The 16,431-nt window shown below is 58.3% G+C and carries 10 protein-coding genes; 9 read left to right on the forward strand and 1 reads right to left on the reverse strand.

Annotated elements, in window-relative coordinates:
• Positions 1-38: 38 nt before the first annotated feature.
• From secD to ACWXWJ_RS00915, 5 genes are all read left to right on the forward strand, one after another.
• Positions 39-1,997: a protein translocase subunit SecD gene (gene secD / locus ACWXWJ_RS00895; protein ID WP_293791546.1), complete on the forward strand. Its 1,959-nt coding sequence runs from the start codon at positions 39-41 to the stop codon at positions 1,995-1,997.
• On the forward strand, positions 1,998-3,359 hold the full coding sequence (secF, locus tag ACWXWJ_RS00900; RefSeq protein ID WP_293791545.1) for a protein translocase subunit SecF: 1,362 nt from the start codon (positions 1,998-2,000) through the stop codon (positions 3,357-3,359). It abuts the gene before it with no gap.
• 48 nt (positions 3,360-3,407) lie between these two features.
• A complete protein-coding gene (locus tag ACWXWJ_RS00905) occupies positions 3,408-5,108 on the forward strand; it encodes an ABC transporter substrate-binding protein (RefSeq protein ID WP_473963256.1) in 1,701 nt (566 codons plus the stop codon).
• A 28-nt stretch (positions 5,109-5,136) separates the two neighbouring features.
• Positions 5,137-5,718 (forward strand): adenine phosphoribosyltransferase, encoded by a 582-nt coding sequence (locus ACWXWJ_RS00910; RefSeq protein ID WP_473963257.1) that lies wholly within the window; start codon positions 5,137-5,139, stop codon positions 5,716-5,718.
• Between the two features lie 94 nt (positions 5,719-5,812).
• Entirely contained in the window at positions 5,813-8,080 is a 2,268-nt protein-coding gene (locus ACWXWJ_RS00915) for a RelA/SpoT family protein (RefSeq protein WP_473963258.1), read from the forward strand.
• A 75-nt stretch (positions 8,081-8,155) separates the two neighbouring features.
• Here the strand turns inward: ACWXWJ_RS00915 and ACWXWJ_RS00920 are convergent, their stop codons facing one another.
• Positions 8,156-9,019 (reverse strand): peptidylprolyl isomerase, encoded by an 864-nt coding sequence (locus ACWXWJ_RS00920; protein WP_293791541.1) that lies wholly within the window; start codon positions 9,017-9,019, stop codon positions 8,156-8,158.
• 112 nt (positions 9,020-9,131) lie between these two features.
• Between ACWXWJ_RS00920 and ACWXWJ_RS00925 the strand changes: the two genes are divergently transcribed.
• The 4 genes from ACWXWJ_RS00925 to ACWXWJ_RS00940 all read left to right on the forward strand — a co-directional run bounded on the left by ACWXWJ_RS00925 (position 9,132) and on the right by ACWXWJ_RS00940 (position 16,410).
• A complete protein-coding gene (locus ACWXWJ_RS00925) occupies positions 9,132-9,818 on the forward strand; it encodes an MBL fold metallo-hydrolase (protein ID WP_473963259.1) in 687 nt (228 codons plus the stop codon).
• Between the two features lie 22 nt (positions 9,819-9,840).
• The gene (gene hisS, locus ACWXWJ_RS00930) at positions 9,841-11,160 is read left to right on the forward strand and encodes a histidine--tRNA ligase (RefSeq protein ID WP_473963260.1); all 1,320 of its coding nucleotides are present in this window, start codon (positions 9,841-9,843) and stop codon (positions 11,158-11,160) included.
• 243 nt (positions 11,161-11,403) lie between these two features.
• A complete protein-coding gene (locus ACWXWJ_RS00935) occupies positions 11,404-13,542 on the forward strand; it encodes a bifunctional metallophosphatase/5'-nucleotidase (RefSeq protein WP_473963261.1) in 2,139 nt (712 codons plus the stop codon).
• 84 nt (positions 13,543-13,626) lie between these two features.
• Positions 13,627-16,410: an ExeM/NucH family extracellular endonuclease gene (locus ACWXWJ_RS00940; protein WP_473963262.1), complete on the forward strand. Its 2,784-nt coding sequence runs from the start codon at positions 13,627-13,629 to the stop codon at positions 16,408-16,410.
• The last annotated feature ends 21 nt before the right edge of the window (positions 16,411-16,431 follow it).

A 16,431-nucleotide genomic window follows, 5' to 3' on the forward strand; every position in this document is an offset into this window, starting at 1 on the left:
CACCCCATGCGCGGCCGGATTGCAGGAGTAATTTAGCGGTGGCAAAGAAGAAAAAGAGAACAGCAGCGCGGAGCGGATTCGCGTGGCCGAAGCGGGCGATTGCCGCGTTTGTGGTGATCGTCCTCATCGTGCTGGGCTTAATCATGTTCACGGGCAATAAGTCTTTCGGCCCCAAGCTGGGCATTGACCTGCAGGGCGGCACCCGCGTGACACTGGTTCCGCAGGGAGGTACGCCCACCCCGGAGCAACTGAATCAAGCGCGAACCATTTTGGAAAACCGTGTGAACGGCATGGGCGTTTCCGGCGCTTCGGTGGTGACCGACGGCAATAACCTAGTCATTACCGTGCCGGGCGAGGATGCGGGTGAAGCCCGCACTTTGGGTAAGACGTCACAGCTGCTGTTCCGCCCGGAGTCCCAGCCAGGTGCACCAACCAAGGACTTCCCGAAGGTTCTGCAGAAGATGGCTAACTCTTGGGTGCAGCAAGGCATCATTAGTGAGGATCTTGCCAACGAGCGCCTGGATCGCATGGTGAAGGCTTTCCCGCAGCTGGGGCTGAAGGATGCACCTAAGAAGATGAAGGTAACGTCCAAGCCCCTGCCGGAACCAAAAGATTCCGTGGAAGAGCAGGAACGCCGCGATAAGCAGGTAGAAATTCTCAAGGCAGACCGCCAGAGCACGGATGGCAACAAGCAGCAGGCCGCCGGATCCCTGATGGACTGCGAGAAAAACGATCCGATGGCAGGCTCCGATGACCCGGCCAAGCCGTTGGTTACGTGTAGTGACCAGGGACCGATGGTTCTGGGGCCGGCGCCGCTACTGAAGGGCGAAACCGACGAGAAGAACGGTGAGCGCCTGACCGGCGAAATGATTGATACGAACTCGCAGATTACTGGCGGCCTGCAGCCGAACTCGGCACAGATGGCCATCACCTTCAAATTCAAGACCGGTGACCAGACCCCGGGTGGCGAGACCTGGTACGCACTTGGTCAGCAGATGATGGGCAAGCGCGTGGCTATTACCCTGGACTCCAAGGTCATCTCCGCACCACAGATCCAGTCGCCAACACCTCCGGGGGAGGTCTCCCAGATCACCGGTAGCTTCTCTGAAAAGGAAGCTCAAGACCTCGCCAACAACCTGCGCTACGGTGCGCTTCCGTTGAGCTTCGTCGGTGAAAACGGCGAGCCAGGTGGTACCACCACTACGATCTCGCCTTCACTGGGTGCGGCATCGCTGAAGGCTGGCGTGATCGCTGGCCTGGTCGGACTAGTGCTCGTGGGGTTGTACGCCCTGGCTTACTACCGCGGCCTGGGCTTTGTCGCAATTCTCTCGCTGATTGCCGCTTTCTCTCTGGTGTACGGATTTATCGTCCTGCTCGGCCGCTGGATCGGCTATAGCCTGGATCTTTCGGGCATCGCTGGTCTGATCATCGGCCTCGGTACCACCGCGGACTCCTTCGTCATCTACTTCGAAAGGATCAAGGACGAGATCCGCAATGGATCGACCTTCCGTTCGGCTGTGCCACGCGCCTGGCAGCGGGCCCGGAGCACCATTGTTACCGGTAATATCGTCTCCCTGATTGCCGCTGTGATCCTGTACTTCCTGGCGATCGGCGATGTTAAGGGCTTCGCATTCACCCTGGGACTGACGACCTTGTTCGACCTCTTGGTCGCATTCCTGTTGACTGCGCCGCTGCTGATCCTGATGTCCCGTCGACGTTTCTTCGCCTCGCCGAAGCTCAATGGCCTCGGTGCCGCCTACCGCGCGGCGGAGCGAAAATACGGCCGCAAGCCGCACGAACACGCTCTCCGTTCCAAAGCCGCAAAGACCTCGAGCAAATCCTCTGAGACTTCCGCTGATGAGGACGCCGAGCAGGACAGTCAGGAAGACACTCGAACAGAGGCTGAAAAGGCCGACGAGACAGACGTAAAGGCGTCACCAGATAAAGACAGCGACGAGAAGGTTACCCCGACCTCCAAGAAGAAGGAGGGGAAGTAAATGAGTAAGGCTGACACCTTGAGCGCTAAAAATGCCCCGGAGCTTTCCGCCACAGAGACCAAACCAGTAGACGCTCCCGATGCAAACGCCGGTGGTTTCTTCGAAAAGCTATACAACGGCAACGGCGGATTCCGTATCGTACAAAACCGCGGGCGCCTCTATGGCGTACTCGTTGCGGTTCTCGTAGCCTGTCTGGTTTCGATTGTGGTGCGCGGCTTCAGCCTGGGCATCGACTTCGAAGGCGGCACGCGCATGACCATGCCACCGGCTGGTGGCGCCACCGAATCCAGCGTGTCCGAAGTTTTTGAACAGGCCACGGGAATTGCCCCGCAGGCTACTCAAACCGTGGGTAGCGGCGACGCTGAATCCATCGAAATCACCTCGGAGCGCCTGTCCGAAGAGCAGATCCGCGAGGCTCGTTCTGCACTGTTCAACGAGTATCACCCGAAGAACAACGCCGGAGAGGTAACCCAGGACGCAATTAGCGATTCCACCGTCTCCGAGTCGTGGGGCGACAGCATTACCAAGAAGATGCTCATTGCACTGGGCGTGTTCTTGCTGGTGGTCTTCCTGTACATTGCCGTGCGCATGGAGCGCGACATGGCGATCTCCGCGATCCTCTGTCTGCTGATTGACCTTACGGTCGTGTCCGGCATTTACGCACTGATCGGCTTCGAAGTATCGCCGGCTACGGTGATCGGCCTGCTGACGATTCTGGCTTACTCGCTATATGACACGGTCGTCGTGTTCGACAAGGTGCAGGAAAATACTTCCGGACTATTCGGCTCGACCCGTGCGACTTATGCCGAGGAAACAAACCTGGCGATCAACCAGACCATTATGCGCTCCATCAATACCTCCATCTTCTCGCTGGTTCCGATCGCCTCTCTGCTGGTCGTAGCTGTGGGAATCATGGGCGTGGGTACGCTAAAGGATCTGGCATTGGTGCAATTCATCGGCGTGATCGCGGGTACGCTTAGCTCGATCTTCTTCGCCGCACCTTTGTTGGTTACCTTCAAGATGCGTCAGAAGAAGTACAAGCAGCACGAGGCTCGCGTGGAGCGCGCTCGTTCCCTTGCAGCGGAGGAAGACGACGCTGTGGTTGCCGAAGAAGCTGGGGAAGCTGAAAGCGCCATGGACAAGGAGAGCGCTCACGATACGGTAGATGATGACGCCGCAGCGGCAACTGCAGTTAGCTCCAGCGAAAGGATCAGTGGTTCTGCCAAGCGTGGGGTTTCCAGCCCGAACGCTCGAATGGAGTCCGCACGTCGCAGCTCGCACAGCGCTGAGGACTCCATGGAGGACTACAAGCGCGAAGCCGGGAACGAGGACGCCGGGCGATCTTGGCGTCCGGGCATGTAGTTAGCACTGACCTCAATCATCCACAACTTGTCTACGGGGAGGCGACCAGTGAACCGCAAACGGCACACAGGCGGGTCGACGAAAGCGACCATGGTGCTGGCTCTATCCGCCGCTCTGGCAGCTGCGGGTCTTGCCGGCTGCGGCAAAGACGCTGGTGTTGCTAACACTCCCGAGCAGTTCGGCTATGTCCTGTCGAGCGACCTGGTCACCTCCAATGCGGGCACAGGTGTTGGCGTGGCAACGGACGCAGCGAAAGTATCCGCCCGTCTATACCCGGGAGCATTCATTTCCGGGCCACGTGGTCAGATTCTGCCCAATGGCGACTTAGTCACTGCAAAGCCTGCGCCGGGCAACCCGCGGCGCGTGGACTACACCATCAATGAGAAAGCGACCTACTCCGATGCTAAGCCGGTAGTTTGCGATGATTTCTTGCTGGCGTACAAGGCCAGTACTCGCCCCGATCTCTTCGGCTCCGATATGCCATTGTTCGGTCAGGTAGAGCAAGTGGAATGTGCCGCAGGGGCAAAGAAGTTTAGCGTGCATTTTGCGGATAAGCGCGGAGAGCGCTACCGCGAACTCTTTGGCCCCGGCACGGTTTTGCCGTCCCATACCGTGGCGAAGAAGGCAGGGGTAGACGATATCGTCACTGCACTTAATTCTTCCGATGAGCAGACCCTCACTGATCTGGGTCGGGCGTGGCAAGACGTCTTCTCTTTCGACAAGACTAACCCGGCCGACGTGCCGACTTCGGGGCCGTACAAGATCAGCGGCAAGGAGGAAAATGGGTCGCTGAAGCTGGAGAAGAACCCCGAGTGGAAGGGCGTGGAGCCCGCCCAGACTCCGTTGTACTTGTGGCCGCGTGATGCGGACGTTAAGAAGCTTGCGGACAATAAACAACTTTCTGTCGTAGATACCGAGCAAGGGGCTGGCGATAAGCCAGGCAAGGTAGCAAGCGACCTAGGGCTGAATAGTGACGATTTCCGCGTCGTTGAAACCAACGCGGAACGCACAGATACACTCCGCCTTTCCGGTTTGGGCGTATTGCAGGATCCCGCGGCTCGTCGCGCATTCAATGCCTGCATCGACCGCAAGGTTTTGGCCGGGGAAGTGGAAAAGGAGACCGGCGCGGCGGTGCAACCCACCGGACTGCGCGTCATCGGACCCGGTCACCCTCTGCGGGGATACCTCAACGACATTAACGATGCAAACACCGCCGTCGACGTTGAACAAGCGCGGACGTTGCTGAACGGACAGACCATTCGGATTGGTTTCCTCGATAGCGTTCCGCGGTATAAAAAGATTGTCGACGCCCTGTCTTCTCAGTGTGCCAAGGCGGGCGTAAAGATCGAGGCCGTGCCCCGCAAGTCTGAAAACTATGGGCTACTTGGCGTAGATTACGACGTGGCATTGGATACCCGCTCGGCAATAGGCCGCAATTCCGAGGTGAACTCCACCCAGGCTTCTCCGTTGAAGGGGATCCGCGCCGCGGAAGCAGTTCTTGCCGAGCAAGCCATCACCCTGCCACTAGTGACCGAACCACGCACCATCCTGGCTGAGATTCATGCCGCGAACGTGTTGGACAGCACCTCTGATTCGGGAGTGAGCTGGAATATGGACCGCTGGATCGAATCCGACGAGCCGGTGGCTACTGGCCGGGCTTCTGACCAGCACGATGATGGAGCCGTAGGAACCGAAGCCACGGAACCTGCCAACCCTAGTGAGCACTACGAAACCGAGCAGCACGGCTAAGCGCCACAAGAGAAGAGGACCCGAGAGCTTGACTTCTGCCAAAGAAACAGCCACCGCAACAAGCACCGAACAACCGGAGTCTGCCGCCAAGGCACTCCGCCGTCTCATCAGGATCGTTCCGGACTTCCCCTCGCGCGGAATCGTCTTTGAGGATCTCACTCCAGTACTGGCTGATCCCGCAGCGTTCAAAGCCCTGGTGAAGGATCTGGCAAATCACTGCCGCAACTACGACATTGACCTCATTGGTGGTTTGGATGCGCGCGGTTTCCTCCTCGGCAGCGCCGTCGCTTACGAACTGGGGGTGGGCATTCTAGCAGTTCGAAAAGGCGGTAAACTGCCACCTCCTGTCCACCACGTCGACTACGCTTTGGAGTACGGCACGGCCGCCCTGGAGATCCCCGCCGGTAATGCCATTCCGCTGCAAGGCAAGAATGTGTTCCTCATCGACGACGTTTTGGCCACGGGCGGAACGCTGAGCGCGTCTCGGGAACTGCTGGAAAAAGCAGGGGCGAATGTCTGCGGACTGGGCGTGGTGCTAGAAGTGGCTGCGTTGGACGGCCGCGATCGCCTCAAGGATCTGCCACTTTATGTGGTCGATCACGCTGGCTGACCCGCTCGGCTGCTTTGAGACGTAGGTGGCGTCCACAAAAGACCCACAACTACATAGAACAAGCTAGAGAAACATAGGCAGGATGTAAGCGGTAATGAGCAACGAAAAGGGTTCGCTATGGATGGCGGCCCGCATCGCGCGCAGCCTCACCGGCACCGGGAAACCGAAGATTAATCCGGTTCTGGGGCCACTCATTTCTGTGCACCGACGCTTTCATCCGCGTGCCGATCTGGCTCTGCTCAACCGCGCATATACGACGGCCGAAAGGCTGCACGAGGGCGTTAAGCGCAAGTCGGGTGAGCCGTACATTACCCATCCGCTCGCCGTGGCAACTATCGCCGCCGAGATAGGTATGGATACCACCACGGTGGTCGCAGCACTGCTGCATGACACGGTGGAGGATACGGATTACTCGCTGGAGGATCTTTCCCGCGATTTCGGCACAGAGGTCGCACGTCTTGTAGATGGCGTCACTAAGCTCGACAAGGTAGTGCTGGGGTCCGCGGCGGAGGCAGAAACGATCCGCAAGATGATCGTCGCCATGTCCGAGGATCCGCGCGTACTGGTGATCAAGGTGTCGGATCGGCTCCACAACATGCGCACGATGCGCTTCCTGCCACCAGAAAAGCAGGCTAAAAAGGCCCGCGAAACCCTTGAGGTGATCGCTCCGCTAGCGCACCGCCTGGGCATGGCGACGGTGAAGTGGGAGCTAGAGGATCTCGCCTTCGCCATTTTGTACCCGAAGAAGTACGACGAGATCGTGCGTCTCGTTGCCGACCGGGCTCCGAAGCGTGACCAGTACCTGGCCAAGGTCAAGCAGGAGATCGAGTTGGCAATGTCTCGCAGCTCTCTGCATGCCACCGTGGAAGGCCGACCGAAGCACTACTGGTCGATCTACCAGAAAATGATTGTCCGCGGCCGCGACTTCGACGAGATCTTTGACCTGGTCGGGGTACGCATCCTCGTGGATAGCGTGAAGGACTGTTATGCCGCGGTTGGTGGGATCCATACGCTATATCAGCCAATGCCGGGACGTTTTAAGGACTACATCTCCTCGCCCCGCTTTGGTGTGTACCAATCGCTGCACACCACAGTGATTGGGCCCGATACCAAGCCACTGGAGGTGCAGATCCGCACCCATGAAATGCACCATAATGCCGAATACGGCATCGCGGCGCATTGGCGCTACAAGGAAACTCGCGGCAATAACAATAGCGAGTCGCAGGAAGTAGACCAGATGGCGTGGATGCGCCAGTTGCTGGATTGGCAGAAGGAAGCAGCGGATCCGAACGAGTTCCTGGATTCGCTTCGTTATGACCTATCCACCAACCAGATCTTCGTATTCACTCCAAAGGGAGATGCGATTACGCTGCCGAACGGCTCCACACCGATCGACTTCGCTTATGCGGTGCACACGGAGATTGGGCATCGCTGCATTGGCGCGAAAGTCAACGGCAAGTTAGTGGCGCTGGAATCCAAGCTTAAGACGGGCGACAAAGTAGAGGTATTCACCTCCAAGGATCAAAACTCCGGCCCGTCGAAGGACTGGATGAACATTGTCGTCTCCCCACGGGCGAAGGCGAAGATCCGTCAATGGTTCGCCAAGGAACGCCGTGAAGAAGCTGCAGAAAAAGGCCGCGATATGCTGGCCGCGGAGGCACAACGCGGTGGCCTTGCGGTGCACCGTTTGTTTACGCACGAATCGCTGCGATTGCTGGCCAGCGAACTTAACTACTCTGACGTCGAGGCACTATATACGGCCATTGGGCGGGGAGAGATCACAGCGGGGAACGTATGCCACCGCCTGGTTGACGGGGTGGAGCCGGAATCCGAGGCGGATGACGTTTTACATTCTCGCCCCGCCACATCGAAGATTGCCAACACGCCACAGGAAGGGCGGGGAGATGGCTCCGGCATCCTAGTTCAAGGTGAGTCGGATTTCTCTGCCAAGCTGGCAAAGTGCTGTACTCCAGTGCCAGGCGATAAGATCTTCGGCTTCATCACGAAGGGCGGGGGAGTTAGTGTCCACCGCACCGACTGCACTAACGCCGAGAAACTACATCAAGAGCCACAGCGCATCATCGAGGTTTCGTGGGCAAGCAGCTTCCACAACGCGGTGTTTATGGTGACGATCCAGATCGAAGGACTGGATCGCAATGGATTGCTCTCCGAGGTCACACGCGTTGTATCGGAGCAGAAGGTGCCGATTATTGCCACGAATTCGCACACAGCGGGCGACCGGGTGGCAACGATCCGCTTTACTTTCGAGGTGTCGGACACGAAGCAGCTGGGCTACATGATGAACCAGTTGCGCAATGTCGAGGGTGTCTATGACGTCTACCGTGTGACGACCGGCGGCTAGAAGGATCTAGCCCCTCCGGTCACGTTGCATCTTGCGCAGTGGGACTTAACGCGGTCGGATTTAGCGCGGTGGGAGTTAACCCAGTACCGCGGACTCGATCTTGATGTCCTCGGTCGGGGCTGCATCACCCTCCGGTGCCTTCTCCATCAGCTTGTCGAGTGCCTTTAGACCCTCTTCGTCGATAGTGCCGAAGATGTTGTACTTCGGCGGCAAGGTGGTATCTCCCGTTACCAGGAAGAACTGACTTCCGTTCGTGTTCGGACCGCTGTTGGCCATGGCCAGGGTTCCGCGCTTGTAGTTGACGGGAGTTTCAGCCTTGTCCTTCTTAACTCCGTTCGTCGGGTACTCATCCGGGAACGAGTAGCCTGGGCCGCCTGCACCGGTGCCCTCCGGGTCACCGCACTGCAGGATGGTCATGGAGTCAGACTTGACGGAACGGTGGCACTTGGTGGAATCGTAGAATTTCTTCTGCACCAGATGCGCGAAGGAATTCGTCGAGCACGGAGATTTATCGTTGGCCAGCTCCAGACCAACCTTCTCGCCGTTCACGGTGAGAGTCACCTTCTGGGTGCCATGTGCAGAAACGTCATTGCCGTCCGGCAGACCAGCCTCGCTGAGCTTGCCCTTCGGGTCCTTCTTGTACTCGCACTTGACGCTATTGCCGTAGGGCTTCAGAGGCCCCTCGGGGAGTGCTGCGGTTTCCACTTCCGGCTCGGAGGTCTGCTCGTTGCTTTCGGCGACCTGATCCTCATCTTTATCGGAACTATAGGTGGAAGCGAACCAGATGCCACCTACGATAAGGACCAGCACGGCGAGGGTGGCGAAAACCACGCCCAGAGGAGCGATCTTGGCCTTGCGTTCACGAGACTTCAGAGCCTTCTCCAGCTCCTTTAGCGCCTCGTCACGCTTGGCCTCGTTCGGGTAGTTCTTTTCAGACACGTTTTCTAGAGCCTTTCTTCTGCTAGATACGGTGATCCATTATGCCTTATGGAGAGCACGAATCGGGCACAAGGGCACGCCCCTCGATGAGCTTTCGCTAGGGTGTAGTGGCATGAGCACCAATTACTCCGACCGTCCCGTAGCCCTGCCGGAGACCACGCAGATCTTGAGCTTCGCCGCTGGACCCTTCGAGACCAATTGCTATGTTTTGATTGATGGTTCTGACGCCACTTCGGGGGAAAACTTCCCGGCGGTCGTTATCGATCCTGGGTTAGGTGCGTACGAGCGTATTCAATGTCTCGCCGCCGAACACAACTTCAAGGTAGAGAAAGTGGTGCTGACTCACGGCCACATTGACCACATCCGAGACGCGGGTGCCTTTGGCGTGCCGGTGTTCGTTCACGAGCTGGATCGTTTCATGTTGGAGATGGATCAGGCAGCCAGCCCGCTCGCGGTACCTTTCGACGTGGCCAATATGCCAGCTATTGAGGATATTCATCCCCTTGAAGACTCGATAAGCATTGGCGGTACGGAGTTTGATATCCACCACATGCCCGGTCATTCCCCAGGCCATGTGATGTTCCGCGTGGATGGGCTGATTATCGGCGGCGATGTCCTTTTCCGCGGGGGAGTGGGGCGTACCGATCTGCCTGGTTGCTCGCCGGAGGACATGATGCTGAGCTTGAAGAAGCTGACTACGGATTTTGCGGACGAAGACATCGTCTTGCCGGGGCACGGACCGCACACCACCATCGGCGAGGAGAAGCGGACGAATAGCTTCCTGGCAGCCGTAAAGTAGCGGTTTAGTAGACTGTTTCTTTGTGACTGAGAGCGACAAGAAGCAACAGAAGGCTCAGAAGCCTAAGACCCAGAAGTTTAAGGCCCTGAGCGCGCCAAAGGGCGTGCCAGATTATTTTCCGCCGACGTCAGCGGAGTTCAAGGCGGTTAAGGACGCCTTTACCTCCGCGGCGCACACGGCAGGTTATGAGCACGTGGAGTTGCCGATCTTTGAGGAGACCTCACTGTTCGCTCGCGGTGTAGGTGAATCCACCGATGTCGTATCGAAGGAAATGTATACCTTTGCCGACCGGGGTGGTCGGTCGGTGACCTTGCGGCCGGAGGGCACTGCGGGCGTCATGCGCTCCGTCATTGAGCACAATCTGGATCGTGGACAGCTACCCGTCAAACTGGTCTACAATGGCCCGTTCTTCCGTTACGAGCGCCCGCAGGCCGGTCGCTACCGTCAGCTCCAGCAGGTCGGCGTGGAGGCCATTGGCGTGGACGATCCCGCGCTGGATGCCGAGGTCATCGCGCTGGCTAACCGCTGTTTTACCTCCATTGGCCTCACCGGTTTTCGCCTGGAGCTAACCAGTTTGGGCGACTGGGATGACCGTCCTGCATACCGACAAAAGCTGCAGGACTTCCTGTCAACCTTGCCCCTGGATGAGGAAACTCAACGCCGTGCGCAGCTGAACCCGCTGCGGGTGCTCGATGATAAGCGTCCAGAGATGCAGGAGATGCTGGCGGATGCACCGTTGATGCTCGACCATTTGAGTGATACCTCCCGCGAGCATTTCGAGACCGTGACCGGGCTGCTTGATGATTTGGGAGTTGATTACATCATCAACCCGCGCATGGTGCGTGGACTCGACTACTACACAAAGACCTGTTTCGAGTTCGTGCACGATGGACTGGGTGCACAGTCCGGCATCGGTGGCGGCGGACGCTACGACGGCCTGATGGCACAGCTGGGCGGGCAGGATCTTTCGGGAATCGGCTTTGGGCTGGGCGTTGATCGAGCTTTGCTGGCGCTGGAAGCGGAGGAGAAGCAGGCGTCCACCGGCAGGAGGGTCGACGTCTACGGCGTGGCACTGGGCGCAGAGGCTAAGCGCCGCATGGTGAGCATCGTCAATGACCTCCGTGGCCGTGGCATTTCGGCCGATATGTCCTACGGCGATCGCGGGCTCAAGGGCGCGATGAAGGGAGCGGATCGCGCTGGCGCTCTGTATGCCCTGGTGCTGGGTGATAAGGAGTTGGCCGAGGGGACCGTGACGGTGAAGGATCTCGCAGCCCACGAGCAACACGAGGTAGACCTGGCAGCAGTTGTGGAGCTGTTGGCGGAAAAGACAGCCGAGGGTTAAACTGGCGTCGAGTTCACACAGTTCACACCATTGCCCCCGCGTAACACCACGCGGGGGTATTTTTGGTGAATTAAAGATTAATAGAATTGTTACCTAACGTGAAGGTACAGGTCAGGTGCGGATCGACTCGGGATAGTGCACGGACAAAAGCGCGTAACGATGGTTAGCTCTCATTCGTTGTAACACCTTCTTTTTACGCAATTGTTTGCGATTGACGATTTCCAACGAGGAGAAAACCCCCAAGTGTTTAAGTTGTCCCGCCGCAGTTCCCGCGCCGTCGTGACTTTCGCCATGGCGCCCACCCTTGCCCTCGCGGGCCTGAATGTCCCCGCGTATGCAGCTGAGTCCGACCAAGTCAGTCTCAACATCCTCGGTGTTACCGACTTCCACGGTCACCTGTCCCAGGCAAAGGACCGCGAGGGGAAAATCTCGGAACCCGGCGCGGCAGTGATGGCCTGCTACATCAACAAGGAGCGCGAGGAGAACCCGAACACCAGCTTTGTTTCTGCGGGTGACAACATCGGTGGCTCTCCCTTCGAGTCCTCCATTCTGAAGGACAAGCCCACCATTGAGGCACTGAACAAGATGGGGCTGGAGACCTCCGCAGTAGGTAACCACGAGTTCGACAAGGGGTGGGAGGACCTCGAAGGCCGGGTTGGTGTGAACGGCGACAAGCTGGCAAAGTTCCCCTACTTGGGCGCGAACGTTAAGGGCGCACAGCTCGCTCCCTCTAAGGTCATCGAAAAGGGCGGCGTGAAGATCGGGTATGTCGGTACCGTGACCGACACGACCTCTGAGCTCGTTTCTCCAGACGGCATCAAGGGCATTAGCTTTACCGACCCAGTGGCCGCCACTAACGCAGAGGCACAGCGCCTGAAGGAGAGTGGAGAGGCTGACGTTATCGTGGGTCTGGTTCACGAGGGCATGGACAACACCGGATTCTCTGACAAGGTGGATGCAGTAATCGCTGGCCACACTCATGTTCTGCGCAAGCTGGACGGCAAGCCGGTTCTGGTGCAGCCGGCCAATTACGGAATGGATCTGGCTGACATTGACATCGTCTATGACAAGGCCGCCAAGAAGGTCGTGTCTGTTACCGCCACCAATCGCACCACTAAAGACATGATGGACCGCTGTGGCTCCACGCCGGATGAAGAAGTGGCGAAGATCGTCACCGCAGCGAAGAAAAACTCGGAGATCGAGGGGGAGAAGGTTGTCACGAACCTGAAGAACGATTTCTACCGTGGTGCAGACGCCGGTGCTGAGACTGGCACCAACCGCGGCACCGAGTCCTCCCTGAACTCCATGATCGCGGACGCCACCCTGTACGGTGTAAACAAGCTGACCGACCTGAACGCCGACATCGGTGTTATGAACGCAGGTGGTGTGCGTGAGGACCTGGCATCCGGCGAGGTGACCTTCGCTGAGGCATTCGCCGTCCAGCCGTTCGGCAACTCCCTGGGCGTTGTGGAGATCACTGGTGAGGACCTGAAGAATGCTCTCGAGCAGCAGTGGCAGCCGGGTGGCAAGCGCCCGATGCTGTCGCTGGGTCTGTCCAAGAACGTGCAATATGCCTACAACCCGGACGCTGAGCAGGGTAAGCGCATCTCCTACGTCACCATCGACGGTAAGCCCCTGGATCCGACGAAGACCTACCGCGTGGCGGGCTCCAGCTTCTTGCTCACCGGTGGCGATGGTTTCGATTCCTTCGCGAAGGGCAAGTTCCAGGACGCAGGGCAGATCGATGTCGATGTATTCAACCGCTACCTGAAGGACAACTCGGATATCTCCATTCGCCCGAACCAGACCTCCGTCGGCGTGCAGCTGTCCGGCGCTGGCGTGGACGAGGCTCAGGTGACCGACGAGGCGCTGCGTGGGACCATCCTGGCTCCGAACAAGGACGTCACTGTCAACCTCAGCTCCCTGAGCTACACGGGTCCTGAGGCAAAGCCGAAGACGGCGACCGCCAAGTTCCTGCGCTGCGAGGGTGAAAAGGCCATCACTGTCGGTGAGGCTTCCGAAGATATGGACAACACCATCACCGACTCCCGCGACGAAACCGGCAAGGCCACCGTCAACCTTACCGTTCCAGAAGAGGCTGCGTTCCTGCAGATCACCACCGATGCTGGCTCTAAGCTGAACTACCCGATCTCCGTCGAAGGCAAGCTCGATGTCGATCGTGGCTGCGGTGCAACGTCGGACGAGAAGCCGGGTGCAGAAGGCTCCCTGTCCGGTTCCTCCACCGGCGGCATCATCGGCACCATCCTGGGCATCCTCGCCGTGATCATCGGTGGCGCAACTGCCATCGCTTGGGTGCAGAACCACGGTGGCATCCCGACCCATATCCTGCCGAAGTGGGCTCGCGACCTGCTCCACATCTAATCACCTGACATCAACACTGATTCACCATTTCAGCTCTCGCACCTTTAATGCGGGGGCTGTTTTCACCAGAAAGCTTGAAGAAATATGAAGGCTCGTTTCAAAACCATCACTTCCGTCGCAACGTTCAGTGCTTTGGCACTCGGCGCCAATGTCCTTTCTGTTCCAACCGTAGGAGCAACCCCCGCTGGAGATAACGTCGTCATCAGCGCTGTTTACGGTGGCGGCGGAAACGCCGGCGCCACCTTGAAGAATGACTATGTGGAGCTTTTCAACCCAACCGATAAGCCCATCAGCCTGGACGGCTGGACCGTCCAATATCTTTCCGCAAAGGGAAATAACAATGGCTACCCTGTTGCCCTATCCGGCACGATTCAGCCGAAGTCGTTCTACCTGATCAAGGGCGCTGCGGGTAATGGCGGCACCCAGGATTTTGTTGCCGACGCCAACAGCGGCGACCTGGCAATGAAGGGTTCGGAAGGAACCGTCGTGTTGAGCAACACCGCCGACAAATGGGCTGCAGGTAACCCCGCGATCGACATTGTGGGCTACGGCAATGCGCAGGTGAATGAAGCTGCCGGTACTGGGACTCTGAGCTCCACCAAGGCAGCAGCTCGTGCTGCCGATGGCAAGGATACCGACGACAATAGCGTCGACTTCACCGTCGGCGCTCCAGCTCCACGTTTCAGCGGTGGTAATGCTCTTGATCCCAATGCGACGGCACCGGAACAGCCGGAAAATCCCACTAAACCGGAACAACCGGGCGAAGCAGAGCAGAAGAAGATCTCCGAGATCCAGGGCACGGGTGCAGTGTCCCCGCTAGTGGACAAAGAAGTAAAGACCGCAGGCTGGGTAACCGCTAGCTACCCTTCCGGGGGATTCGATGGCTTCACGATTCAGGAGGGAGGCAAAGCCAAGCTGCACAAGCCGGGAGAGGCCTCCCAAGCTGTGTTCGTCTACACCGGCAAGAATGGCACCCCAGCCGACCTGGGTAAGTGCGTCGTTGTTACGGGCAAGGTAGGAGAGCACGCCGAATCTACGCAGATCGGTTATGCAAAGTACACCGAATCCACCAACCCTGCCGAAGACTGTGGCGAAAAGCCAGAACCAATCTCTGATTCGATCCCTCTAGACGAGGAGACTCGCGAGGCAAATGAGCACATGCTGTTCAAGCCATCTGCGACGTACACCGTCACCAACAACTACAACCTGAACCAGTACGGCACTGTAGACCTGGTGGAAGGTGACAAGCCCCTGTACCAGGCGACTGCCATGGTGGCGCCCGGTGCGGAAGCTCAAGCTTATGAGGCCGGTAATGCCAAGCGCGTCGTTACCCTGGACGATGGCGCGACGCTGAATTACTTCCGCAACAAGGATGCGCAAAATACACCACAGCCGTACCTGAAGACGGCGGAGGGTATCAAGTCGCTGCGCTCCGGGGATCAGGTAAGCTTCGCCAACCCGGTGGTGCTTTCCTACAATTTCAAAACGTGGGGATTGCAGCCGACACGTCAGATCACGGGTGACACTGCCCAGGCTGACCTGCCGATCAGCTGGGAGGATTCACGTCCGGCAGAGGAAAAGGGTCCGGAGGCCGTCGGCGGTAGCCATTCCATTGCCAGCTTCAATGTGTTGAACTACTTCACCGACTTGGGCCAAGGCGACGCCGGCTGCAAGGCTTACAACGATCGCGAAGGCAACCCCGTAGCTACTGACTCCTGCAATGTCCGTGGAGCCTACTCGGAGCAGGCATTCAAGGACCAGCAGTCCAAGATCGTCAAGGCAATCAACACCCTCGACGTCTCCGTTTTGGGGCTGGAAGAGATTGAGAACTCCGCTGGCTTCGGCCAGGACCGCGATGCAGCACTGAAGCACCTCGTTGATGAGCTCAACAAAGCTGGCGGAAATTGGAAGTACGTGCCAAGCCCGAGCAAGGTAGCGAAGAACGAGGACGTGATTCGCACGGCGTTTATCTACCAACCGGACAAGGTAGAACCGGTCGGGGAGTCCAAGATTCTCGACGTTAACGCCTTCGACGAGATCGCCCGTCAGCCACTGGCGCAGCAGTTCAAGAACAAGGGCGCGGCTGATGACCAGGCATTCGTAGCGGTTGTCAACCACTACAAGTCCAAGGGGAGCGTAGCCAGGGGAGACGCTGACACCGGCGATGGCCAGGGCAACAACGCCCGTCTGCGCGCCGACATGTCCCGTGAGCTGGTGAAGTGGTTGCGCGAGGATCCTGATCTCAAGGACAAGCCGCAGTTCGTGCTAGGAGACTTCAATGCTTATGCGAAGGAGGAAGCAATCAGCATCATCGAAGAGGCGGGCTACACCAACCTCGAAGATAAGTACGAGGCGGGTCACTCCTACCAGTTCGGCGGACGCTTGGGATCCCTGGATCACGTCCTAGCCAATGAAAAAGCAACGCAACTGGCCACCGGTGCGGATGTCTGGGACATCAACGCCGACGAGTCGGTGGCGTTTGAGTATTCGCGCCGGAACTACAACGTGGTGGACTTCTATGAGCCGAATGTGTTCCGCGCGTCGGACCACGATCCGATCAAGGTGGGCTTCAATGCTCCGGGGGCTGACCCGAAGCCGGGCGACCCCGGTAAGCCCGGTACTCCCGACAAGCCGGGTGGATCTTCTGGCTCCTCGGATACCCCTGGTTCCACAGGATCTTCGGGTTCTAGCGATAACCAGAAGGGCGAAATCAGTGGCTCTGCCAAGGATGGCATCATCACCACGATCATCCTGGGCATTATCGCCCTGGGCGCTGGCAGCGCCGGCGTATGGGGTTGGATCAACCACCTGATTCCAGCCCACGCTGTGCCAAGCTGGCTGCGGCCTTTCCTTCCTCCGCAGCGCTAGGGCAGTATCTAGGCCACTATC

The sequence above is a fragment of the Corynebacterium sp. p3-SID1761 genome (assembly GCF_055862885.1).